Origin of the sequence: Klebsiella sp. K5-45, from assembly GCF_030128605.1 — a bacterium.
GTDB lineage: Bacteria > Pseudomonadota > Gammaproteobacteria > Enterobacterales > Enterobacteriaceae > Klebsiella > Klebsiella quasipneumoniae.
On the sequence record NZ_JAKUZW010000008.1, the window covers coordinates 207,946 to 230,085 of the forward strand.

Consider the following 22,140-nt stretch of genomic DNA (forward strand, 5'->3'; position numbering starts at 1 on the left):
TCATGCATGCCGCTAACCGTAACGACCTTAACCTCCTACCCTCGGCGGTGATGATCTACGATGAGCGCGAACGACTGCAGGCCTGGAATGATAAGGTGGCGCTGTTTTATCCAACGATCGCGCCCTGGCTCGCCGTCGGCGCCTCTCTTGAGAGCCTGGCGGAGAAGTTTATCGATGCCGGATACAACATCGACCCAGGCCGGCAACAGACGCTGCGCGAGGCGATTATCCGCAACTGCCGCCAGACGAACCACTGCGAGGTCCGCCAGTCGGGCAACCGCCGGATTTACGTTCAGCATCAGCGGCTGGCGGATGGCGGGATTGTCAGCCTGCATACCGACATCACCGAGCTTGACGAGGCCCGGCGTTCGCGTCATCAACTGCATGATGACTTTTTATTCACCGCGGAGTCGATCCAGATCGGCATCTGGGACTGGCAGGTCTCCGGCGACAGCCTGCAGGTGAATGACACCCTGCTGGCGATGGTCGGCCAGTCGCGGGCGCAGTGGCGCTTTCCGCTGCGCTTTATGCTCAACCTGATCCACGAGGACGATCGCGCCACTCTGCAGCAGGCGATGATCGCCTCGCAAAACGAGCACATGCCGGTTTTTGAATGTGAGCTTCGCGTCCAGCACCCGACGCAGGGCTGGCGCTGGATGCTGCTCTCGGGGCAGATCGTCACCCTCAACATGCAGCAGCAGGCAGAGCGGGTGATCGGCACCTTGCAGGATATTACCCGGCGCAAAGCCGCAGAGCTGCTGGCCATTGAGGCGGCGAAGTAGGCCCGTGAGGCGAACGAAGCGAAAAGCGCTTTCCTCGCCAATATGAGCCACGAAATCCGCACCCCGATGAACGGCATTCTCGGCATGACGCAGCTCTGCCTCGACACGCCGCTGACCGCGGAGCAGCGGGAGTACCTTTCGCTGGTGATGAGCTCAGCCCAGTCGCTGCTGCACATTATCAATGACATTCTTGATTTTTCACGCATTGAGTCGGGCAAGATGCAGGTGGACGTAGAGCCGCTGGAGATCCGCCCTTTTGTTCAGTCGCTGATCCGCCCGCATATGCCTGCCGCCAGCGAAAAGGGCATTGAGCTGCTGGTGGATATCTCCCCTGCGGTGCCTGAGGTGCTGATCGTCGATGGCCCCCGGCTGCGGCAAATCCTGACCAACCTGCTGGGTAATGCCCTGAAGTTCACTCATCAGGGGGAGGTCCTGCTGGCGATAGCGCCGGCCGAGGACGAAAACCACTGGTGCTTTCGCATTCGCGATACCGGCATCGGCATTGCCCCGGAGAAGCAAAAGGCGATCTTCGAGGCCTTCAGCCAGGCCGATAGCTCCACCACCCGTCGCTACGGCGGCACCGGACTGGGGTTAACCATTTCGGCCCGCCTGGTCAGCCTGATGGGCGGTGAGCTGACGGTGGAGAGCCAGCCTGGGGCAGGCAGCGAATTTGCCTTCACCCTGCCGCTGGAAGGCCTGAACGCCGCGGCCTCCGGTAGCGCCCCGCTGAGCCGCTTCAACCACCAGCGTGTGCTGGTGGTTGACGACAACAGCACCAACCTGCGCCTGCTTGACGCCATGCTTCGCCAGATGGGACTGATGCCAACCTGCGTGAACAACGCTGGCGAGGCGCTACGCCGGGCCGCCGAAGGCCCGCCATGGCCGCTGATCCTGCTGGACGCGCAGATGCCGGATATGGACGGCGTATCCCTGGCGCTGGAACTCTCCGCTTTGCCTGAAGCCAGGCAAAGCCAGATTGTTATGCTCAGCTCCATGAGCCGTCATTTTGACGCCAATATGCTTAAGCGCATCGGCATTGCCCACTATCTGCATAAACCGGTGGCACAGCGCGAACTGCATCAGGTTATCGCCGGCATTCTGGTGCCCACGCCGGTGGTGACGACAACGCCTGCCCACGTTGCGCAACCGGTCAGGGACCTGACCGGGCTAAATATCCTGCTCGCCGAGGACAACCTGGTAAACCAGAAGGTCGCCAGACGGCTGCTGGAGCAGTTGGGTCACCGCTGCGAAGTAGTGAACAACGGTCGGGAAGCGCTGGAGCGCTGGCGCGCAGCCTGCTGGGATCTTCTGCTGATCGATCTGCAAATGCCGGAGATGGACGGTGAAACCGCCATCCGCCTGCTGCGGGAAGAGACCCAGGCGCTGGGCAGGCAACATCAGCCCGCGATTGCCATGACCGCCCACGCTATGCAGGGCGATAGAGAACGCTGTCTGGCGATGGGTTTTGACGGCTATATCGCTAAGCCGGTGAGCCAGGAGGCGCTACGGGAAGCCATCGCCCGCGTCGGCGCGGCGGAAGATAGCGCGCCGGAGGAAGAGGAAGGCCTGCCGGACGAAGCCCGCCTGCTGAAACAGTGCGCCGACGATCCTGAGCTTGTCGAGGAGTTGCTGGGACTCTTCGCTGCAGGACTTAATGCTGCGGCCGCCGCCCTCAACCACGCCATTGACGCCAATGACCGGGAGACATGGCGCCGCGCCGCCCACAAACTGCGCGGCGAGGCGGCCACCCTTGGTTTTCAACGCCTTGCCAGTGTGCTCCAGCGGCTGGAGAGCCAGGCGGCCTCGCCAGACCAAAGCGTGCCGGGCGACCTGCGCGACGCGCTGACCGAGGCGATCGCGGGCTGCCACCTGTGGCTGCGCCGCAGAACGCAGGAGGTTCCCCGTGATCGCTAGACGTCTTCTGCTGCTGGTCATTTGCCTGCCGCTGGCGCACGCCGATTCTGCGCCGGTGACCTGGTCACTGGCCGGACAATGGCGGGTGCATGACGCCAACGACAGCGCCTTCGCCGGCGCGCAGGCTTCGGACGGCGACTGGCGCACGCTGCGGGTACCGGCAAACTGGTACAGCGCCGGATACGATCATCAGGGCGCCCTGTGGTATCGCCATCAATTTACCCTGCATGGCCTGACGCCGGACGCCATGGCTACGCTGGTGTTTGACGGCGTCGATTACTTTGCCGAGGTGGCGCTCAACGGCAAGACGCTGACCCGGCACGAAGGCTATTTTCAGCGCTTCCCGGTGGACATCACCGGGGCCGTTCGCCGCCATAATCAGCTCGCCGTGCGGGTCGACAGCCCCTATGAAGACCCGCAAAAAATCTGGCCGCTGCACAAGACGCTGATGAAAGGGATCCTGAATCAGCACGATACCCGTCCGGGCGGCGCCTGGTCGGTTCAGGGGCAGGATGCCAACTCCGGGGGGATCTGGGCGCCGGTGAAGCTCCATCTGAGCCGCGGCGTCACTATCGACGAGGTGATCCTGCGCCCGGACTGGCGACAGGGGCTGGAGAAGCCCATGCTGCGTGCCGAAATCCGCTATCGGGCCGTGACGCCCGGCCCCGTCACGCTGCGCCTGACGGCCACCCCGGACAATTTTTCCGGCCCGCCTTTTCAGCAGGCCTTTGCGGTCACCCTGGAGAATACCGCAGGCACTCTGCGCGTCTCGCTGCCCATGCCCTCGGCAAAGCTCTGGTGGCCGGTGGGCACAGGTAAACCGAACCTGTACCGCGTGCGCGCCACCCTCGTGGATAAGCGGGGGATCATGGATACCGCCGTCACCCGCACCGGATTACGCAAGGTGGAAGCGCTGGCGGATAATCAGGGCTGGCGCATCAATGACAGACGGCTGTTCATCAAGGGCAGCAACTATATTGGCTCGCCGTGGCTGAGCACCATGACGCGGAAAAAGTATCTCCGGGATTTCAGACTGGTCACGGCGATGAACGCCAACGCCATCCGCGTTCATGGCCACGTGGCGGGCCGCGCGCTGTATGAGGTGGCCGATGAGATGGGACTCATGATTTGGCAGGATGTCCCGCTGCAGTGGGGTTATGATGATAGCGCCGCCTTCGCCGATAACGCCGTGCGCCAGACCCGGGCGATGATGGACCAGTTCGGCAATTCGCCGGCGATTATTGTCTGGGGCGGTCACAACGAGCCGCCGTGGAACTCGCCGTGGATGGAGAAACGCTTCCCCGACTGGCGTAAAACCTTAAACCAGACCCTGACGCAGCGGGTGGGCGATGCGCTGGCGGAAGACACCTCCCGCATCGTGCATCGCTTTTCCGCTGTCGAAGAGCACTACTGGGCAGGGTGGTATTTCGGCACCCTGCGCGACCTGCTCGCCCCGGCGAAAACCGGGATTATTACCGAGTTTGGCGCCCAGGCGCTGCCCCGCCTCTCCACCCTGAAGACCATTATCCCGGCCCGTCTGCTGTGGCCGAAAACCACCGCCGCCGACGATCCCGGCTGGGTGCGATGGAAGTACCATAATTTTCAGCCTTTCCAGACCTTTAAATTCGCCGGGATTCCGCGAGGCAACAATATTCAGGAGATGATTGAAAACACCCAGGCGTATCAGGCCAGGCTGGTGGCCCTGGCGGCGGAGAGCTATCGTCGCCAGCGTTATCAGCCGGTGACCGCCCTGTTCCAGTTTATGTTTGTCGAGACATGGCCCTCCATCAACTGGGGGGTGGTGGATTATCTGCGCCAGCCAAAGGCGGGTTACTATGCCCTGCAGCGCGCCTATCAGCCGATCCTGCCGTCCATCGAGCCGGTGACCGCCAGCTGGCGTCAGGGTAGCCCGGCGACGGTGCGCCTGTGGGCGATTAACGATACCTGGACGGCCTGCGAGGATTGCCGCCTGACCTGGCAGGTCAGGCAAAATGGTCGGATACTGACCCAGGGGGAAACCACGCGGACCCTGCCGCCCGACGCCGGCCAGATGGTCAGGGAGCTGACCGTCACCCCCGCCGGCCAGCAGCCCGTGACGATCGTCTACCGTATTGACAACCGTCGCGGCAAACGCGTGGGGGCTAACCAACATAGCGAACCCGTCGCCGCGGCCCAGGCAGCGAAATGAAGGAGGCTTCCCGCTGAGCCGCGATCAGTCGTGGATTTTCACCCCCAGACAACCGCGAACGAATTCAGGGTTAAAGTGTTTTACCGCTTCGCCGACATAGCCTAAATCCAGAGCGCTGATTTGCGCCATTTCGCGCACGGTGAGCGAGAAATCCCAGATGGCAAAGTTCTCTTCAATACGCTCCTGGCGGGTGGATTTTGGAATGACCGTGACGCCACGCTGCACGTTCCAGCGCAGGATAACCTGCGCAATGGTTTTATGATGGGCATCGGCAATCTCCTGCAGCGTTGCCTCTTCATACGGGTTATGTCTGCCGCCGCCTAACGGCGCCCAGGCCTCCGGCTGAACGTGATAGTGCTTCATGGTTTCCAGCGCCGCGGGCTGGGCGAAATAAGGATGCAGTTCGACCTGGTTCACCATCGGCTTAATTCTGACGGTTTCGCAGAAGTTCGCTAACACATGGGCGTAGAAATTGGACACGCCAATCGCTTTCAGGATACCGGCCTCATAAGCCTCCTCCAGCGCGCGCCAGGCGCTGAAATAATCGCCCATCGCCTGATGCAACAGATAAAGATCGAAGTATTCCAGCCCGGATTTTTTTAAGGACGCGGCGATACCGGCTTTCGCCATCCCGGCGTTGGCCATGTCCTGAACCCACAGTTTGGAGGTGATAAATAGCGCCTCGCGGGTACACAGACCTTCGGCGATGGCTTCGCGAACGGCCTCCCCCACCGCATCTTCATTATCGTAGACGGCAGCGGTATCGATAAGGCGATAGCCGGCACGAATAGCGTTCAGTACCGCCCGCTTACACTCTGCTTTATCGGTCACCTTAAAAACGCCAAAACCCAGCATCGGCATTTTACGGTTGTTACTTAATACACAATATTCCACGGTGCAGTCTCAGTTTGTTAAAAATTTCATGATAGACCAGAAACATCGCCGCGATTACCCCGTCATTTGTGATTTGACTTATGCATCCAGCTCATTAATCGCAGTGCGCTGATATCTCCTGTGTTTGACAGAAAGCAGGAAGCTCCCCCCTGCTGCGCCCAAAAGTAACAGACCGCTCAGAGCAAAAGTGCTGCGCCATCCCAGACTATCAAACACCAGGCCTCCTGCCGTTGACCCGAGGGCAATCGATAGTTGGATCACGGCGACCATCAGACCACCGCCCGCCTCCGCATCCTCGGGCAGCGTCCGCGCAATCCATGTCCACCAGCCGGTGGGCGCTGCCGTCGCCAGCAGGCCCCACAGGCTTAACAGTACGGCGACTGAACCTGTGTGGTGCCCGGCCAGCAGAAGCGTTCCGGCAATCGCGGCCATTAACAAAGGGATAGCCACCAGTGTCGGATAAAACCGGGCGTTCAGAACGGTCGTAATAAGCAGCGTGCCGACAAAACCGGCGGCGCCAATCTCCAGTAATATCAGGGAGAGGCCAGAAGGCTTGACTCGAGTCACTATCTCCAGAAACGGTCGCACATAGGTAAATAAGGTAAACTGCCCCATAAAGAACAGCCCGCAGGCCAACAATCCAAGGGATACCGTCGAGCGACGGAACAGACGCAGCACGGTTCCCTGCCGCTCTGGTGCGCGCTGACTTTTCATCGATGGCAGGCTAACGCATTGCCAGATGAAGGCTACCATCGCCAGCGGGACGAGACATAAAAAGGCGCCGCGCCAGCCGACGGTGGCCCCCAGGTAGCTGCCCAGCGGGGCTGCGACGACCGTGGCCAATGCGTTACCACCGTTAAAAATGGCCAGCGCGCGGGGAACCTGGCGTTGCGGCACCAGCCCAATGGCCGTTGCTGCCGACAATGACCAGAATCCGCCAATGACGATCCCGATGAGCGCCCTGCCCAGCATATAAACCGGAAAACTGGACGCCTGGGCAATCATCAATCCTGAGGCCGCCATCAGCGCCGTGAGCCCCAGCAGCAGCCATTTACGGTCCAGCGACCCGGTAAGACGGGAAATCGTCAGGCTGGTCAGTACCGCCAGCGCGCCAGAAAGCGCGATCCCCTGGCCTGCTAATCCCTCGGTAATGTGTAAATCACCCGCGATGGGTGTCAACAGACTGACCGGCATAAACTCTGAGGCAATGAGCACAAATACGCAGAGCGTCATCGCCAGGACGCCGCTCCAGTATGCGCGGGTGTTATGTAATCCAGACATTATTTATCTCCGACAAAACAAAGCCGCCTGCAGGCGGCTTTGGGGATGTCTCCGGTACAGGAGAGCGATTACAGGTTGGTTTCGAAAAACTGCGCGAACGTAGCAAAGGGAATTTTGCCCGCGGCGTTGTCATAGAGATCGACATGGTTTGCCCCAGGGACAATCACCAGCGCTTTCTCTTTGCTGCCGATCGCCTTGAAAGCATCTTCGGCAAAATAGCGTGAATGGGCTTGTTCGCCGGTCACAATAAGCGTCGGAATAGTCACTTCGCTGGCGTAACTCAGCAGCGGCATATTCATAAACGACAGCGGCATCGTCGCATTCCATGCCCCGGTTGAATTAACCGAACGAGCATGGAAACCTCGCGGCATACGGTAATAATCGAAGAACTCTTTCAGCACCGGGTTGGGGTTGGCGGGCAAGGTTTCCGGCAAAATACGAGCGGCAGCGCTGACGTTGCCTTTATCATCAACATATATGTCATGCCCACCTGGGGCGAAAGTGCCGTTTGCCGCATCCTTCCAGCGCTGCGCGTTCAAGTACTGCAGTACTGCTCGGCGGTCGGCTGTCGTGTAGCGGTCTTTGCCATCGCCTACCCCATGCCCCATCGCGCGGCTCATGTCATACATGACGCTGGTCGCCACCGCTTTGACGCGTGTATCTATCGCCGCGTCGTTTAGGGCCATACCACCCCAGCCGCAAATGCCGAGCAAACCGATACGGTTGCGATCCACCTCTTTTTGCAGGCCCAGAAAGTCCACCGCGGCACTGAAATCCTCGGTATTGATATCCGGTGAGGCCACGTTGCGTGGGTAGCCACCGCTTTCGCCCGTATAGGATGGGTCAAACGCCAGGGTGACAACCCCCTGTTCGGCCAGCGTCTGGGCATACAGGCCGCTGGACTGCTCTTTTACCGCGCCGAAGGGACCGCTCACGGCAATAGCTGCCAGTTTGCGTTCACCGCGATCCTTCGGCAGGTAGAGATCTCCAACTAAGGTAATCCCGTAGCGGTTCTGAAAGGTCACCTTACGGTGATCCACTTTTGCGCTCTCCGGGAATGTTTTATCCCATTGTTCAATCAATGAAACAGGTGCGTTCGGGTTAGTTGTATCAGCATAACTCATCGTTGTGGCTCCACTTAATAAGGCGCATAGCAGCATGGCGGGTATCGTGGCTGTCATTTTTTTGCTGAAAACCGTCATTAAATCCCCCTAAATAAACGTGTAAAAACCAGTCTCCAGAAGACAACGCTGCTGGGCTTTGTTGTCATGCGCTTATTGTAGCTAGCAATAAAAGTGCTTATTAGAGGCTAAAAAATGCTAAGATTAATACCATTTAGTTCTGAATAGCGCGATTGTTACGAGGCGGAAGATGGCGAAACGGGAAAACTATAATGACCTCTACCTGTTTATGCAGGTGGTGCGGGAAGGCAGTTTTACCGCCGCAGCGCAACGACTGGGTCTGGCGCAGTCCGGGATCAGCCGTGCGGTTCGCGAATTCGAAGAGCGGCTGGGCGTTCAGCTTCTGGTGCGCACCACCCGCCGGTTGTCGCTCACTCAGGCGGGTGAGCAGCTCTATCACAATGTCGAATCCGGTTTCGACGCCTTAGATATGGGACTCGCCACGCTGGCCCATTATCGGCAAACACCGTCCGGTACGGTTCGCATCAATGCCAGCCAGCACGCTATTGATAAAGTTCTGCTGCCTAAGCTGGCGATATTTAAACAACGCTATCCCGATATCCGCCTGGAACTGATCACCGAAAGCCGGTTCGTCGATATTATTGCGGAGCGTTTCGATGCGGGCGTGCGTCTGGGCCCGGAAGTGGGGAGTGGCATGATTGCGGTACGTATTTCGCCCGATATGGAGATGGCGGTTGTCGGAACCCCGGAGCATTTTCGTCGCTACGGCTTTCCGCAAACCCCTGCCGATTTAACCGGTCATCCCTGCATCGCCTATCAGTTCGGCGACGGCAGCCTGTACGCCTGGGAACTTAACGTGGAAGGCAAAAAAATTACCCACCCGCCTCAGGGACAGTGGGCTTTCGCCGACAGCTATATGGAGGCCAAAGCGGCGCGGCTGGGGCTGGGACTGGCTTATGTCCCGGAGGAGCTGGTCACAGATGATCTGCAACGCGGTACGCTTATCCGGGTGCTCCAGCGCTATAGCCAGCGTCTGGAAGGTTCATTTCTCTATTACCCGCACCGAAATGTGTCGCCCGCGCTGAGAGCGGTCATTGATACATTGCGAATGTAGTAGAGGTCGCCTGAATCGTGTTTAGAACGGTGGCAAGATGTACCTCTATCCGCAATAAATCAAGAATCAATGTTCGCAGCCTCACGGGAGTCAGCCTCCCTTTGGAGCCTGCTTTTTTAATATATCCTTAGCATTTTCAATGGGAAAACGGATATATCCTTCTTTTTTTTTCACATTTTACAACTTCCACATTAATTTTATTTCCTCTAATATAGATAACACGGTAACTATCAGATGTTTCAGCGAGATACCTCGCATCCTTCCCTAACTCTGGAATCGTCCAGTACTTATTATTGCATTGAAAAGAGCTCCTGGTATCATAAGAATAAACCTTTTTCGTCACAGCATTAAATAACCAACCTGCGCTACCCAAATAAGAAATATAACTAATTGTAAAAAAAACGCAAGATAAACAAAATATCGAATAATGGATCATCGATGGCACTTTAATTTTCCTTATCCGGAATAAATCTGTTGCCCCCTCTAAAATCATACACCCCAAGTGGGAAGCCATCAAAAAAAATGGAATGGCAAACAAAATCGAGAATGACCAACTAATATAAGGAACTTTAGCGATATCAACATCAAAAAACTCTTTAACAAAACCGTTTGCAATCATCTTAGAAAAAAACAATATAATCGAGAACACAATAAAAAGAATTTTATTTATTATTTTGACTATCTTTTCTTTTACTCTTGACATACACAGAAAATAATAATTAACAAACAAGAAAGTAAAATAGCCTGTTGAAATGGCTAAGAGAGTAAGACCATAATTCAAATCACTCCCTGAAAATACTATTGAGCCTGATACAAAAAAAACCAGGATTAGTACCATCGAGTCTGTAATAATTCTTTTTAGCTTACCTCTTCGTCCGGGAAAGACACCTTTTATTTTCTTTTTCTCACTAGTTGCAAAGGTCGGAACAGAGTAGAAATTTATAATATATGTAGAAATTAATAACATACCAGTAAATGTTATGATGATGAATAGATCAGTTTCCGGATACTTCCTGGCATAGATCAAACTAAACAGGATGGCCAGCAATAGATTAAAACCAATCACTAATAGCATAGGTATTGAGCGAAGTATATTTGCCATCATTAATTTCCTTCTTTAACAAATAATATTGCAGACAGTTATAACAGAAATAGTTTCCCCTCGTCTATTCTATGGTGCTACCGTCCATACCGGACATCTGAAATCAATGTACATTGTTAGTAATTCAGGATTACAGAAAACTGGTATTTTCACTTAAGTCGATCTTCGGTGCGACCAGTTACTGAATATATAATATGAAAAGGACAGCCTTTTTATATATTTCGAACATGAAAAATTATTTAGTTCTGGTTTTTCATTATATGAAGACGATATTAATTTTTAAGATCTGGCAAAACTTAAAGCACCAAATTCTCAATTGGCTGATTTACTTATTAATAAATAACTGGCGCCGCAATCCGCGCCAGCTCTGGGTTCAGCAATGGCTACCTGCCCTGAGCAGGAGGCCAGTACGCATCAGTGTTTAACGATATACATGGTACGGCTGTAGGCCACATCTTCCGGGTTGGTGATCGGGTAGCCTTTCAGCCACGGCTTAATCAGCCGACCGTTGGTGTACTGGTAGATCGGCGCAATTGGCGCTTTGGCCATAATGATCTTCTCCGCCGCGTTGTAATCATCGTTACGCGCTTTGGCCGAATTCTCCACCGCCGCCTGGGCGAGGATTTTGTCGTACGCCGGATCGTTAAAGCGGGAAATATTTCCGCTGTGGGTGGAAGTCAGCAGCGACAGGAAAGTGGACGGCTCGTTGTAATCCCCTACCCAGGAGGCGCGGATCACATCGAAATTGCCGGTGTTGCGGCTGTCTATATAGGTTTTCCACTCCTGATTCTGCAGCTTCACATCCACGCCGAGGTTCTTCTTCCACATCGACGCCACTGCGATGGCAATCTTCTGATGGTTCTCAGAGGTGTTATACAGCAGCGTCAGCTTTAGCGGGCGATTCGGGCCATAGCCGGCGGCGGCCAGCAGGGCTTTCGCCTGGGCGTTAAGCTCGGCCTGACTCATACTCTCAAACTGCGACGGCTGCGGCGTGAAGCCCGCCGTTACGTCCGGTGTGAAACGCCAGGCCGGTTTTTCCCCGGTCCCCAGCACCTTCTCCGCCATCACCCGGCGATCGATGGTCATACTCAGCGCCAGTCGCACCCGCTCGTCCGCTGTCGGCCCTTTTTGGGTATTAAAGGCGTAATAGTAGGTGCCCAGCTGCGGCGGGGTATACACCTGTCCCGGAATATCCTTCAGCAGCTTCTGGTACATATTTTTCGGGAAAGATTCGGTGATATCGATATCGCCGGCCAGATAGCGCTTGGTGGCGGCGGACTCCTGGTTGATCGGCACAAAGGTGACCTGCTGGATCACCGTTTTGGCGTTATCCCAGTAGTGGGTGTTCGGCACCAGCACCAGCTTTTCATTCACGACGCGATCTTTCAGAACATAGGCGCCGTTGCCCACCAGGCTGCCGGGCCGCGTCCAGTTCGCGCCGCTGTCGACATTGGCTTTTTGCACCGGATAGAAGGCAAAGCTGGCGGTCAGGTTGCTGAACCATGGCAACGGCTTATCCAGCTGCACCCGCAGGGTGTGGGCGTCAACGGCGGTGACCCCCAGGGTCTCCGGCGCGGCTTTGCCGTCGATGATGTTCTGCGCGTTGGCGATCCCCGCCAGCGCCGCGAACCAGGCGAACGGCGAAGTGGTTTTCGGATCCACCAGACGCCGCCAGCTATAGACGAAATCCTCGGCGGTGACCGGCGTACCGTCGGACCAGCGGGCGTTATCGCGCAGGGTAAAGGTCCAGACGCGGTTATCATTGCTCTGCCAGCGGGTCGCCACCCCCGGCACCAGGTTGCCTTTCGCATCCTGATTGACTAAACCTTCAAACAGATCGCGGATCACCTGGATTTCCGGCAGGCCCACCGCTTTGGCGGGATCTAACGAGGCGGGTTCATCTTTGATATGGCGCACCAACTGCTGTTTTTCCGCCAGTACCGTGCCCGGCGGTACGTCCGCCGCCCAGGCCAGAGAAGATACGCTGGCTAACCACAGCGCGCCGCATGTCAAAGCGACAGGATACTTCATAAGATCCCCTTTAAAATGAGAAAAAACACCGCCAACAGAGCGATAATTATTTGTTTCATCACCTGAAATTGCAAACAACATATGATAGAAAATTGATGTGCCGTCGGATTTCACGCCTCCGGGAATGGGTTTGATTCCAACACGCTTTTCGCCAACACTGAATAATAACGACACACAGGAAGCCCTATGTCTATTTCACGTCCTCGCCCGCAGCGCGGCGACTTTCCGCCGGGAACCCGGCAGTACGGCAGCTCGGAACTGGGCGCGCCGCTGCTGTGGTTTCCTGCGCCGATGGCCGACAGCCGCAGCGGCCTGATTATTGCCGGCACCCACGGCGATGAGAATTCGTCGATTGTGACCCTCTCCTGCGCCCTGCGCACCCTGAAGCCGGAGCTGCGCCGCCACCACGTGGTCCTGACGGTCAATCCTGACGGCTGTCAGCTCGGGCTACGCGCCAACGCCCACGGCGTTGACCTCAACCGTAACTTTCCGGCCGCTAACTGGAGACAAGGGGAAACGGTGTACCGCTGGAACAGCGCGGCGGCGGAACGAGACGTGGTGCTGTTGACCGGCGAGCAGCCTGGTTCGGAGCGGGAGACCCAGGCCCTGTGTCAGTTGATCCATCAGATCCATCCGGCGTGGGTGGTCTCCTTTCACGATCCGCTGGCCTGCATCGAAGACCCGGGACACAGCCCGCTGGGACACTGGCTGGCGGACGCCTTCTCACTGCCGCTGGTGGGCAGCGTGGGCTACGACACCCCAGGTTCCTTTGGCAGCTGGTGCGCCGATATCGGGCTCCCCTGCATCACCGCCGAGTTTCCGCCGGTCTCCGCCGACGAGGCAACGGAGCGTTACCTGCCGGCGATGACCGACCTGCTGCGCTGGCAGGCTTAAACTTAAAGATGAAGCACGCCGGTGCTGAACCGCAGCGCCGGCTCAACGTCCACCGCCAGCCATGTCGGGCCGTCGAGGTCGGCGAAGCGCGCCAGCGGCGCCAGGGGGAGCGCGGCGGCGATCCCGCGCGAGGTGCAGAGCATACAGCCCAGCATCCGTTCAAAGCCCTGCCGTTCCGCCTCCCCGGCCAGGGCCAGCGCTTCGGTCAGGCCGCCGGTTTTGTCCAGTTTGATATTGACCATCTCATAGCGCCCGCGCAGCCTCGGCAGGCTCTCCCGGGTATGGCAGCTCTCGTCGGCGCAAATCGGTAACGGATGAACGAAGTTTTCCAGCGCCGCGTCGGCGTCGGCGGGGAGCGGCTGCTCAAGCATCGCCACGCCGAGGTCCGCCAGCAGCTGGCAGCGCGCCGCCAGCCCCTCGCTGTGCCAGGATTCATTGGCATCGACAATCAACGTGGCCTGCGGCGCCGCCTGGCGAATAGCGATTAACCGCTCGCTGATAAGCCGGTCGTCGAGCTTCACCTTCAACAGCTGAGCCCCCTTCTGCCACAGCGCCGCGGCGCTGGCCGCCATCTGATCCGCCGTGCCAATGACCACCGTCTGGGCGGTGATCACCCGCTCGGGCAACGTCACTCCCAGCAGTTGGGGCAAGGTTTTGCCTTCGCGCCGCGCCTGCAGATCCCACAGGGCGCAGTCAATGGCATTGCGCGCGGCGCCTGCGGGCAGCAGCCGCTGCAGCTGTTCGCGGGTAAGTCCCGCCTCCAGCTGCTCGCCGATAGCCATCACCTGGGCCATGACCGACGCGATGCTTTCGCCATAGCGTGGATAAGGCGTGCATTCGCCCACGCCTTTCACACCGTCCTCTTCCAGTTCCACCACCACCACTTTTGCTTCGCTGCGGCTGCCGCGGGCGATCACAAAGGGGGTGTGGAGCGGCCAGGCTTCCTCATACACTCGCACGTTACGCATTCCCTTGTCCTCTCTGGTCAATGTTAAATAGGGTTTGCCGTGTAGCTGGCGGATGTCATACACTACTCGCGACGTTAACTATATGTAAACAGGAAGATAACCATGTCACAAACCGTGCATTTCCAGGGCAACCCCGTTTCTGTTCAGGGCACCATTCCGCAGGCAGGCGCTAAAGCGCAGCCGTTTACGCTGGTCGCCAAAGATCTCTCTGACGTCGCGCTGAGCCAGTACGCCGGCAAACGTAAAGTACTGAATATTTTCCCGAGCATTGATACCGGCGTGTGCGCCGCATCAGTGCGTAAATTCAACCAGCTGGCCGCTGAACTGGACAACACCGTGGTGCTGTGCATTTCCGCTGACCTGCCGTTCGCCCAGTCTCGCTTCTGCGGCGCCGAAGGCCTGAGCAACGTGGTGACCCTTTCCACGCTGCGCGGCGCATCGTTCCTCGCTGACTACGGCGTCGCTATCTCTGCCGGTCCGCTGGCTGGCCTGGCCGCTCGCGCCGTGGTCGTTATCGATGAAAACGATCAGGTCGTCTACAGCCAGCTGGTGAACGAAATCACCGAAGAGCCAGACTACGACGCCGCGCTGGCCGCCCTGAAAGCCTGATAACAGACTGCCCTGGCGCATCGCGCCTGCGGACATTCGCTTTGCTCAGCCCCCGCTCTGCGGGGGCTTTTTATTGCCGCGGCGCATAGCGGGAAATCGTCCGCGCCATCGCCGGACCGGTCAGCAAAATGGTAAACAGCCGCAGCGTCTGCAGCGCCATGATGAACGACATATCCGCCCGGGTACCGGCGGCGATAATCGCCACGGTGTCCAGCCCGCCGGGGCTGGTGGCCAGATAGGCGGTCATAAAGTCCATCGGCAAAATATGAGTCAGGGCAAGGGCCATCAGGGCGCACATCAGGATCAGCCCGAGGATGGAGGCGATAATCTGCGGCAGCGTCTTCAGGGCCAGTAGAAAAACCGCTTTGTTAAACTGCAGGCCCACCGTCCAGCCCAGCACCGCGTAGGCCATCGCCAGCAACCACTCCGGCAGCTCCAGCATCACCCAGCCGCCGCCCTGGACCAGCGCGCCGAACAGCATCGGCAGCAGCATGGCTCCTGAAGGGATACGCAGCCGGGCGCCCAGCCAACAGGCCGCCGCCGTCAGCAACAGCGTGATAGGAAAATTGAGGGTCAACGGCGCAAACCAGACGATGGCCTGGCTCATTGCCTGCGCCTCGTTGCCCAGGGCATAGCGCACCACCAGCGCCGCCGCGCCGACGACAAACAGCACCCGTAGATACTGCATCAGCGCCACCAGCCGCACATCTGCCCCGTACTCCTGGGCCATCACTACCATTGCCGACGCCCCGCCGGGAGAGCTTCCCCAGGCGCCGGTGGCGCCCGGCAGCGCGCTATAGCGAACCAACAGCCAGCCGGTGAGGCCGCTGATCGCCAGGGTGGTCAACAGGATCGCCAGCACCAGCGCCCAGTTAGCGAACAGTACGCCAAAAACAGAGGGATTAATCGCCCTGGCGATCATGCAGCCAACAATGGCCTGCGCCGCCAGATAACAGGGGCGAGGGATGCTCAGCTTCACCCCGCGCAGGCTCAAAATGAGACCGGCGATCAGCGGCCCCAGCAGCAGCGCTGCCGGCAAATGAAGGCGTAACAGCAGCGAGGAAAAGAGAACGGAGAGCAGCAGCAATATCAGCCACTGCCCGATCGCGCGACGCGACGCCAAGATGCACCACCCCGGAAAAAGAATTAAAAAACCAGTATATACAGGTTTGGCCCGCTTTGCAGGCCGAATGCCGGCGACATAGGTCGCCGGCCTGGCGGGATTATTCGTCGCCCTTTTTCTGACTCAGGCCATATTCACGCAGCTTATTAGCGATGGCGGTATGCGACACCCCCAGCCGCTTCGCCAGCTTACGGGTGCTGGGATAGCTGCGATAGAGCTGGGTTAGCACCGAGCGCTCAAAACGGCGGGTAATGTCGTCCAGCGACCCTTCCATGGCCTCCTCGCCCACCGGCAGCGAGGCGACGTCGTGGTCCGGCAGCAGAATGTCCTGCGGACGCAGTTCGAATCCTTCCAGCTGGGTTAGCGCACGATAGACAGCATTCTTCAGCTGACGAACGTTGCCGGGCCAGCTGTATCGGGTAAGCACCGTACTCAGGTCGGCGGAGAGCTTCGGCCGCGGGATCCCCTGCTCATCAGCAAAGCGGGCAACAAACAGCTCCGTCAGCGGCATAATGTCCTGCGGGCAGTCGCGCAGCGGCGGCAGATACAGGGTCAGGACGTTGAGGCGATAGTAGAGATCTTCGCGGAACAGCCCTTTCTGCACCAGCTCGACCAGGTTTTTCTGCGTCGCGCAGATCACCCGCACATCGACGTGTACTTCATGATCCTCGCCGACGCGGCGGAAGGTGCCGTCGTTGAGAAAGCGCAGCAGCTTGGTCTGCATTCGCGGCGACATCTCGCCAATTTCATCCAGCAACACCGAACCGCCGTTGGCCTGCTCGAAGAAGCCTTTTTTGCCCTGCAGGGCGTCGCCGAACAGTTCGCTCTCGACCGCGTCCTCGGGAATGGAGCCACAGTTAAGCGCCAGATAGGGTTTGCCCGCCCGCGGGCTGGCCAGATGGCAGGCATGCGCCAGCAGATCTTTGCCGGTGCCCGTATCGCCGACAATCAACAGCGGCGCGCTGAGCATCGCCAGCTTGCGCGCTTGCTCCACCACGTGGCGCATTTTCGGCCCCACCGCGAGGATCTGACTGAAGGCGCTGGTGTCCTGGCTGGTCATGGTCTGCAGCTGCCGTCCCATGCGCACGGTTGAGCGCAGCATCGCCACGGCGCCGGTCAGCACTCGCTCGTTATGCTCCCCTTCCAGATAGACCGGGGTCACTTCCAGCAGGTAATTCTGCCCGTTCACCACCACATGCTCCGCATGCGTCTCCTGCGGGCTACTTTCCAGCCAGCGCTGGACGTTGAAATCGGCGATCAGCTGGGCCACCGGATGGTTGCGCAACTTCGCCTGGCTTTGGCCAAACAGCAGGCTGCTGGCGGGGTTGGCCAGTTCGACCCTGCCTTTGGTATCCAGCGACAGCACCGGCTCCGGCATCGCCACCAGCAGCGCGCTGAGCGCAAGATGTTCACGCTCAGATGGCATCCACGGCACGGTGCGCACGTCTGTCACGCCGGCGATACGGCGGATCTCCGCCATCAGGCTGCTGAAGGTGGCAAACTCCAGTTCGGCAAAATTGAGGTAGATACGGCCAATAGGGTCAATATCGATACCACGCAGATCAATGCCGCGCAGCACCAGCAAATCGAGCAATTCACGAGTCAGACCGAGGCGGTCTTCACAAAAGACTTCAAGACGCATGGGAGTGTTCACCCTAAAAGTGCCAATGACCGGAGAATAATAGGCCAGGAATGGACTTTCGGGAAGCTAACTGTCAACAATTATTGACAGCATGGCGGAAAAATGGGCGTTGCGCCGTAAAGTCAGGCGGTCAGTGGTGAAATTGACGCCAGGGCGAGCCGGGATTCAACATAACCTCAAGGCCGGGCAAGGCGAAGCCGCCGCCCGGCAATGTCTCTGAGCGGAGGTTACTTCTCCGGACTGGTTTTGCTTTTCTGCAGGGTCTCTTTCAGCTGGCCAATCAGCTCGCGACGAAAATCGCCGAGCCGCGGTTTATCATCGGCGAGCCACGGCAGTGGGCGGCACAGCTCCATCGCCTTGATCCCGAGGCGGGCGGTGAGCAGGCCGGCGCCGATGCCCTGCGCGGCGCGCGCCGACAACCGGGCCGCCAGATCCTGCGACATCCAGTCCATGCCCACCTCGCGCACCAGTTCGCTGGCGCCGGCGAAAGCGATATTCAGCAGCACCAGGCGAAACAGGCGCAGGCGGCTGTAATACCCGAGCTCAATGCCGTACAGGGTGGCAATCCGGTTGATCAACCGCAGATTGCGCCAGGCGATAAACGCCATATCCACCAGCGCCAGCGGGCTGACGGCGATCATCAGCGTCGACTCCGCCGCCGAACGGCTGATTTCCCGCCGCGCCTGAGCATCAAGCACCGGCTGCACCAGTTGGGCATAGAGGCTGACCACTTCCCGGTCGCTTTGCGTTTCGTGGATGGCGGCATACCAGCGCTGCAGCGCCGGATGCGACTGATCCAGCCCGGCCTGCTGCGCCAGCTTCTCACAAAAGGCTTTCGCTTTGCCGACCGCGTGACTGTGCAGCATATCGCGGGCTTCATCGCGTTCGTGAGCGCGCTGGCGCAGTCGCCACAGGCGGCGCCACTCGGTGGCCACCGATCCGACGCCGGCGCCGACGATCAGCGCCCCGGCGACGCAGCCGCCCAGCGCAATCCAGTCCTGGGTCTGCCAGGCGTTGGCGGTCCACTGCACCCCTTGCGCCACGACGCTGACGCCGAAGATCGCCAGGCCAGCGCTGACCATCCGCCGCCACAGACTGCGTTTCGGCCGCAGCACTGACTCCACCACCGCCTCTGCCGCCCCCTCTTCCTCTTCGCCGGTCACCAGACGCGCCGGCGCGAAGTTATCGGCTTCCAGTCGGTCGAAGGCGCGAGCGCTTTTCAGCGGCGGCGTTTTTTCCGCCTGCAGCGGGCCATCAAAATCAATCCGCGGTTTTAACGGTTCGCTCATCGCAGTTTATCTCCAATCAAAAATTCCAGCGCCGCGTCGAGGCGAATGTGCGGCAAGGGCCGATCGACATCCATGACCTGCGGACGAAAGTTTTCAAACTGAAAGCCCTGCTGCTGCCAGAAGGCCTGGCCCGGCAGGCGCGCCGGCACCTCGCCGGGATAGATGGTCAACGGCTGGCCGTCGCTCAGCCGATTGCCGCGCAGGGCGGGAATTTTCTCGCCGTTCAGCTCAATCAGCCCGCTCTGGGTCGCCTGAATGGACGCCAGCCCCAGGCAATCCATACTGATCCCCTCGAAGGCGGCATTCTGCCACGCATCCTGGATCAACTGCTGCAGGAGCGACACCATATTGCTGTGCTGATCCACCGTGACGTGGTCGGCTTTGGTGGCAGCGAACAGCAGCTTGTCGATGACCGGCGAAAACAGCCGGCGAAATAAGGTGCGCTGCCCGTAATGGAAACTTTGCATCAGCTGGGTCAGCGCCAGGCGCATATCGTTAAACGCCTGCGGCCCGCTGTTGAGCGGCTGCAGGCAGTCCACCAGCACAATCTGCCGGTCGAAGCGCAGGAAGTGCTCTTTGTAGAACCCCTTCACTACCTTTTCGCAGTAGTACTTATAGCGTTCGCGCAGCATGCCGGCGTTGCTGTGTTTATCAGCTTGCGCCAGCTTGGCTTCGCCGACGGCGTCGACGTCTGGCCATGGGAAGAACTGTAGCGCCGGCGCGCCGGCCATTTCGCCGGGCAGGACAAAGCGCCCGGGCTGGATAAAGTGCAACCCTTCACGCTTACAGGCGTGCAGATAGTCCGTCCAGGCGGCGGCGATGTCGGCCAGACGGGCCTCGTCGGCAGGAGCCAGCGGATCCAGCCCGGCGCAGAGCTGCCGCCAGCGGGCCGACCACGCTGCACGCTGTCCCTGCAGGAGTCCGGTCATCTGCCGCGACCAGCTCAGATAATCCTGCGCCAGCATCGGTAAATCGAGCAGCCACTCCCCCGGATAGTCGACAATCTCCAGATACAGCGTGGAGGTGTCTTTAAAGTGGCGCAGCAGGGAGTCATTGGAACGGTAGCGCAGCGCGAGACGGATCTCGCTCACGCCGCGCGTCGGGGTTGGCCACATGGGCGGCTGGCCGTACAGCTGGGCCAGCCCTTCATCGTAGGTGAATCGCGGAATGCCGAAGTCCCGCTGCGGCACGCGCTTGACCCCAAGCAGTCGCTCTTCGCGCGCGGCGCTCAGCAGCGGCAGGCGGGCGCCGGTGTGAATATTTAGCAGTTGGTTGACCAGCGCGGTAATAAACGCCGTTTTGCCGCTGCGGCTCAGGCCGGTAACCGCCAGGCGTAAATGCCGGTCAACCCCGCGGTTGACCAGCGCATTCAGTTCAGTTTTCAGTCGCTTCATCGCCAGTCCGTTATGCCCTGAAGGTGTGTCTCGTCATCATAAGCTATCCGCCGGGAATAAGCAGGACAACGTTAATCCTTTTGCGCCTTCCCCACGGCGGCGTTATTTCATCCCGCGCGTGACGCGGTTGGCCAGCCGGCTGAGCAGCGGCTCTAGCGCCACCGCCAGCAGCATTTTCAGCGGCCGCCGCGCGACCGATTTGACCGCCCAGCCGGCAACGCCCGCCGGGCCATAACGCAGCGCGGTCAGCAGCGCCAGCTTACCGACGATTTTCAGACCGGGCTTCACCTGCTGCCCGGCGCGTTGCCATTTGCTATTCATGCGTTGCCTCACTCGTTAACAACAGGGTTTACAGCTGACGAAAGCGGCTGCGCAGCGTAAAGGTGTCGGAGGTGACGTACCGTTCCATCTCACGCAGACGCTGTTCGCCGGAGGCCAGTTCGGCATCCACGGCGGCCAACAGATCGCCATTGCTCGGCGCTTTATGGCCGTACAGCTCACTGTCCGGCATCGGGTCCAGGGCGAAGGTCAGAATGATGTAGGCCACCAGGACGAAGAAAAAGAGGCCAAAAATCATCGCCAGCACGGTAATCAGGCGCACCAGCTTCACCGGGACGTCAAGATGCTGAGCAATGCCCGCGCAGACGCCCTTCACCATCCCGCGCTGCGGAATACGCCACAGTTTTTTATTCAGATCCAGTCCAGCCATTATTTGTCTCTCCAGTTCGGATGTTCGGCATCCAGGATCGCTTCCAGCGCCTGAATGCGCTCGCGCATCCGCTTCGCGTCATCGGTCAACTGCAGCAGCCGTTGCTGCTCATTTTGCGTCAGACTGCCGTTGGCGCCGCGATTGTTGTAGTGCAGCCACAGCCAGACCGGCAGAACAAACAGCACAAACAGCGTCAGCGGAATGGCGAGAAAAAGCATGCTCATGTGTACTCCTTACAGGGGGTGAGCCGCGGCGCAACGCCGCGCCGCGCAATCGTACTTACTGGTTGGACTGATTCATTTTGGCTTTCAACGCCGCCAGCTGCTCGCTGATTTCATCGTCCGCTTTCAGTTCGGCAAACTGCTGATCCAGCGTCTGCTGCTTGCCAAAGCGGTGGCTCTCCGCTTCCGCTTCCATCTGATCGATGCGACGCTCAAAGGATTCAAAGCGCGCCATCGCCTCATCCAGTTTACCGCTGTCCAGCTGGCGACGCACATCGCGCGACGAACTCGCCGCCTGATGACGCAGCGCCAGCGCCTGCTGACGAGCGCGGGTTTCGCTGAGTTTGTTCTCCAGCTCGCCAATCTCTTTCTTCATCCGCGCCAGCGTTTCATCCACCAGCTGCACTTCGTGGTCCAGCTGAGCAATAAGGTCGGTCAGCTTCTGTTTTTCGATCAGCGCCGCCCGGGCCAGATCCTCTTTCTCTTTGCGCAGGGCCAGCTCGGCCTTTTCCTGCCATTCCGCCTGCTGGGCGACCGCCTGCTCAATACGACGGGTCAGCTGTTTCTTTTCGGCCAGCGCGCGGGCCGACGTGGAACGTACCTCAACCAGCGTGTCTTCCATCTCCTGGATCATCAGACGCACCAGCTTTTGCGGGTCCTCCGCTTTCTCCAGCAGGGAGTTGATGTTGGCGTTCACGATGTCGGCAAAACGAGAAAAAATACCCATAATTTCAGTCCTCATAGTTCTGGTTGCAGGCATTCACCTGTGGGTTAGCTAATACAAATGGCGTGCCAACTTTTTATCTTATTGATTTTAAACAGAGTGGTTGCGAATTGCGCAGG

18 protein-coding genes and 2 pseudogenes are annotated in these 22,140 nt (G+C 58.8%); 5 read left to right on the top strand and 15 right to left on the bottom strand.

Annotated elements, in window-relative coordinates; all coding sequences use genetic code 11:
* Positions 1-2: 2 nt before the first annotated feature.
* Positions 3-2,696: pseudogene (locus MKS11_RS18270) on the top strand (response regulator).
* Positions 2,686-4,884, top strand: a complete 2,199-nt coding sequence (locus tag MKS11_RS18275; protein WP_087771655.1) for a glycosyl hydrolase 2 galactose-binding domain-containing protein — start codon at positions 2,686-2,688, stop codon at positions 4,882-4,884. The pseudogene MKS11_RS18270 and the gene MKS11_RS18275 overlap by 11 nt, the downstream one beginning before the upstream one ends.
* A 24-nt stretch (positions 4,885-4,908) precedes the next feature.
* Here the strand turns inward: MKS11_RS18275 and MKS11_RS18280 are convergent, their stop codons facing one another.
* The 3 genes from MKS11_RS18280 to MKS11_RS18290 all read right to left on the bottom strand — a co-directional run bounded on the left by MKS11_RS18280 (position 4,909) and on the right by MKS11_RS18290 (position 8,261).
* Complete coding sequence (locus MKS11_RS18280) at positions 4,909-5,778, bottom strand: aldo/keto reductase (protein ID WP_023318057.1); 870 nt, start codon at positions 5,776-5,778, stop codon at positions 4,909-4,911.
* Between the two features lie 78 nt (positions 5,779-5,856).
* On the bottom strand, positions 5,857-7,059 hold the full coding sequence (locus MKS11_RS18285) for an MFS transporter (protein ID WP_101865541.1): 1,203 nt from the start codon (positions 7,057-7,059) through the stop codon (positions 5,857-5,859).
* A 68-nt stretch (positions 7,060-7,127) separates the two neighbouring features.
* Complete coding sequence (locus tag MKS11_RS18290) at positions 7,128-8,261, bottom strand: alpha/beta hydrolase (protein ID WP_284109643.1); 1,134 nt, start codon at positions 8,259-8,261, stop codon at positions 7,128-7,130.
* Positions 8,262-8,430: 169 nt separating this feature from the next.
* On the opposite strand from MKS11_RS18290, the gene MKS11_RS18295 reads away from it, so the two are divergent.
* Positions 8,431-9,315 (top strand): LysR family transcriptional regulator, encoded by an 885-nt coding sequence (locus tag MKS11_RS18295; protein WP_284109644.1) that lies wholly within the window; start codon positions 8,431-8,433, stop codon positions 9,313-9,315.
* 136 nt (positions 9,316-9,451) lie between these two features.
* Here the strand turns inward: MKS11_RS18295 and MKS11_RS18300 are convergent, their stop codons facing one another.
* The 3 genes and pseudogenes from MKS11_RS18300 to MKS11_RS18310 form a co-directional block, all read right to left on the bottom strand.
* Positions 9,452-10,420 carry a hypothetical protein gene (locus tag MKS11_RS18300; RefSeq protein WP_284109645.1) on the bottom strand — a complete coding sequence of 323 codons (969 nt, stop codon included), beginning with the start codon at positions 10,418-10,420 and terminating at the stop codon, positions 9,452-9,454.
* Positions 10,421-10,831: 411 nt separating this feature from the next.
* Complete coding sequence (locus tag MKS11_RS18305) at positions 10,832-12,448, bottom strand: ABC transporter substrate-binding protein (RefSeq protein WP_043521279.1); 1,617 nt, start codon at positions 12,446-12,448, stop codon at positions 10,832-10,834.
* A pseudogene (locus tag MKS11_RS18310) lies at positions 12,449-12,562 on the bottom strand (hypothetical protein); the annotation flags it as partial.
* Between the two features lie 72 nt (positions 12,563-12,634).
* Between MKS11_RS18310 and mpaA the strand changes: the two are divergent.
* Positions 12,635-13,342 carry a murein tripeptide amidase MpaA gene (gene mpaA, locus MKS11_RS18315; protein WP_087771651.1) on the top strand — a complete coding sequence of 236 codons (708 nt, stop codon included), beginning with the start codon at positions 12,635-12,637 and terminating at the stop codon, positions 13,340-13,342.
* 2 nt (positions 13,343-13,344) lie between these two features.
* On the opposite strand, the gene ycjG is transcribed toward mpaA, so the two are convergent.
* The gene (gene ycjG, locus MKS11_RS18320; protein ID WP_023318053.1) at positions 13,345-14,310 is read right to left on the bottom strand and encodes an L-Ala-D/L-Glu epimerase; all 966 of its coding nucleotides are present in this window, start codon (positions 14,308-14,310) and stop codon (positions 13,345-13,347) included.
* Between the two features lie 102 nt (positions 14,311-14,412).
* Between ycjG and tpx the strand changes: the two genes are divergently transcribed.
* Positions 14,413-14,919, top strand: a complete 507-nt coding sequence (gene tpx / locus MKS11_RS18325; RefSeq protein WP_004203917.1) for a thiol peroxidase — start codon at positions 14,413-14,415, stop codon at positions 14,917-14,919.
* A 70-nt stretch (positions 14,920-14,989) separates the two neighbouring features.
* On the opposite strand, the gene MKS11_RS18330 is transcribed toward tpx, so the two are convergent.
* From MKS11_RS18330 to pspA, 8 genes are all read right to left on the bottom strand, one after another.
* Positions 14,990-16,042: an AbrB family transcriptional regulator gene (locus tag MKS11_RS18330; protein WP_023318052.1), complete on the bottom strand. Its 1,053-nt coding sequence runs from the start codon at positions 16,040-16,042 to the stop codon at positions 14,990-14,992.
* 100 nt (positions 16,043-16,142) lie between these two features.
* Positions 16,143-17,684: a transcriptional regulator TyrR gene (tyrR, locus tag MKS11_RS18335; RefSeq protein ID WP_053810516.1), complete on the bottom strand. Its 1,542-nt coding sequence runs from the start codon at positions 17,682-17,684 to the stop codon at positions 16,143-16,145.
* A gap of 227 nt (positions 17,685-17,911) precedes the next feature.
* A complete protein-coding gene (locus MKS11_RS18340; protein WP_053810517.1) occupies positions 17,912-18,973 on the bottom strand; it encodes a YcjF family protein in 1,062 nt (353 codons plus the stop codon).
* A complete protein-coding gene (locus MKS11_RS18345; RefSeq protein WP_114267593.1) occupies positions 18,970-20,367 on the bottom strand; it encodes a YcjX family protein in 1,398 nt (465 codons plus the stop codon). Before MKS11_RS18345 ends, MKS11_RS18340 begins: the two co-directional genes overlap by 4 nt.
* 102 nt (positions 20,368-20,469) lie before the next feature.
* The gene (pspD, locus tag MKS11_RS18350) at positions 20,470-20,688 is read right to left on the bottom strand and encodes a phage shock protein PspD (protein ID WP_002901915.1); all 219 of its coding nucleotides are present in this window, start codon (positions 20,686-20,688) and stop codon (positions 20,470-20,472) included.
* Between the two features lie 28 nt (positions 20,689-20,716).
* A complete protein-coding gene (gene pspC, locus MKS11_RS18355; protein ID WP_004203911.1) occupies positions 20,717-21,076 on the bottom strand; it encodes an envelope stress response membrane protein PspC in 360 nt (119 codons plus the stop codon).
* Positions 21,076-21,300: an envelope stress response membrane protein PspB gene (gene pspB / locus MKS11_RS18360; RefSeq protein ID WP_002901911.1), complete on the bottom strand. Its 225-nt coding sequence runs from the start codon at positions 21,298-21,300 to the stop codon at positions 21,076-21,078. Before pspB ends, pspC begins: the two co-directional genes overlap by 1 nt.
* Positions 21,301-21,355: 55 nt before the next feature.
* Positions 21,356-22,024: a phage shock protein PspA gene (gene pspA, locus MKS11_RS18365; RefSeq protein WP_004203910.1), complete on the bottom strand. Its 669-nt coding sequence runs from the start codon at positions 22,022-22,024 to the stop codon at positions 21,356-21,358.
* Positions 22,025-22,140 lie beyond the last annotated feature (116 nt).

Excerpts from the sequence above, each read along its gene's own strand:
- MKS11_RS18300 (WP_284109645.1), bottom strand. The coding sequence starts at position 10,420 with ATGATGGCAAATATACTTCGCTCAATACCTATGCTATTAGTGATTGGT.
- pspB (WP_002901911.1), bottom strand. The coding sequence starts at position 21,300 with ATGAGCATGCTTTTTCTCGCCATTCCGCTGACGCTGTTTGTGCTGTTT.
- pspA (WP_004203910.1), bottom strand. The coding sequence starts at position 22,024 with ATGGGTATTTTTTCTCGTTTTGCCGACATCGTGAACGCCAACATCAAC.
- MKS11_RS18345 (WP_114267593.1), bottom strand. The coding sequence starts at position 20,367 with ATGAAGCGACTGAAAACTGAACTGAATGCGCTGGTCAACCGCGGGGTT.
- mpaA (WP_087771651.1), top strand. The coding sequence starts at position 12,635 with ATGTCTATTTCACGTCCTCGCCCGCAGCGCGGCGACTTTCCGCCGGGA.
- MKS11_RS18295 (WP_284109644.1), top strand. The coding sequence starts at position 8,431 with ATGGCGAAACGGGAAAACTATAATGACCTCTACCTGTTTATGCAGGTG.
- MKS11_RS18285 (WP_101865541.1), bottom strand. The coding sequence starts at position 7,059 with ATGTCTGGATTACATAACACCCGCGCATACTGGAGCGGCGTCCTGGCG.
- tpx (WP_004203917.1), top strand. The coding sequence starts at position 14,413 with ATGTCACAAACCGTGCATTTCCAGGGCAACCCCGTTTCTGTTCAGGGC.
- tyrR (WP_053810516.1), bottom strand. The coding sequence starts at position 17,684 with ATGCGTCTTGAAGTCTTTTGTGAAGACCGCCTCGGTCTGACTCGTGAA.
- pspD (WP_002901915.1), bottom strand. The coding sequence starts at position 20,688 with ATGAATAGCAAATGGCAACGCGCCGGGCAGCAGGTGAAGCCCGGTCTG.
- MKS11_RS18290 (WP_284109643.1), bottom strand. The coding sequence starts at position 8,261 with ATGACGGTTTTCAGCAAAAAAATGACAGCCACGATACCCGCCATGCTG.
- MKS11_RS18340 (WP_053810517.1), bottom strand. The coding sequence starts at position 18,973 with ATGAGCGAACCGTTAAAACCGCGGATTGATTTTGATGGCCCGCTGCAG.
- ycjG (WP_023318053.1), bottom strand. The coding sequence starts at position 14,310 with ATGCGTAACGTGCGAGTGTATGAGGAAGCCTGGCCGCTCCACACCCCC.
- MKS11_RS18305 (WP_043521279.1), bottom strand. The coding sequence starts at position 12,448 with ATGAAGTATCCTGTCGCTTTGACATGCGGCGCGCTGTGGTTAGCCAGC.
- pspC (WP_004203911.1), bottom strand. The coding sequence starts at position 21,076 with ATGGCTGGACTGGATCTGAATAAAAAACTGTGGCGTATTCCGCAGCGC.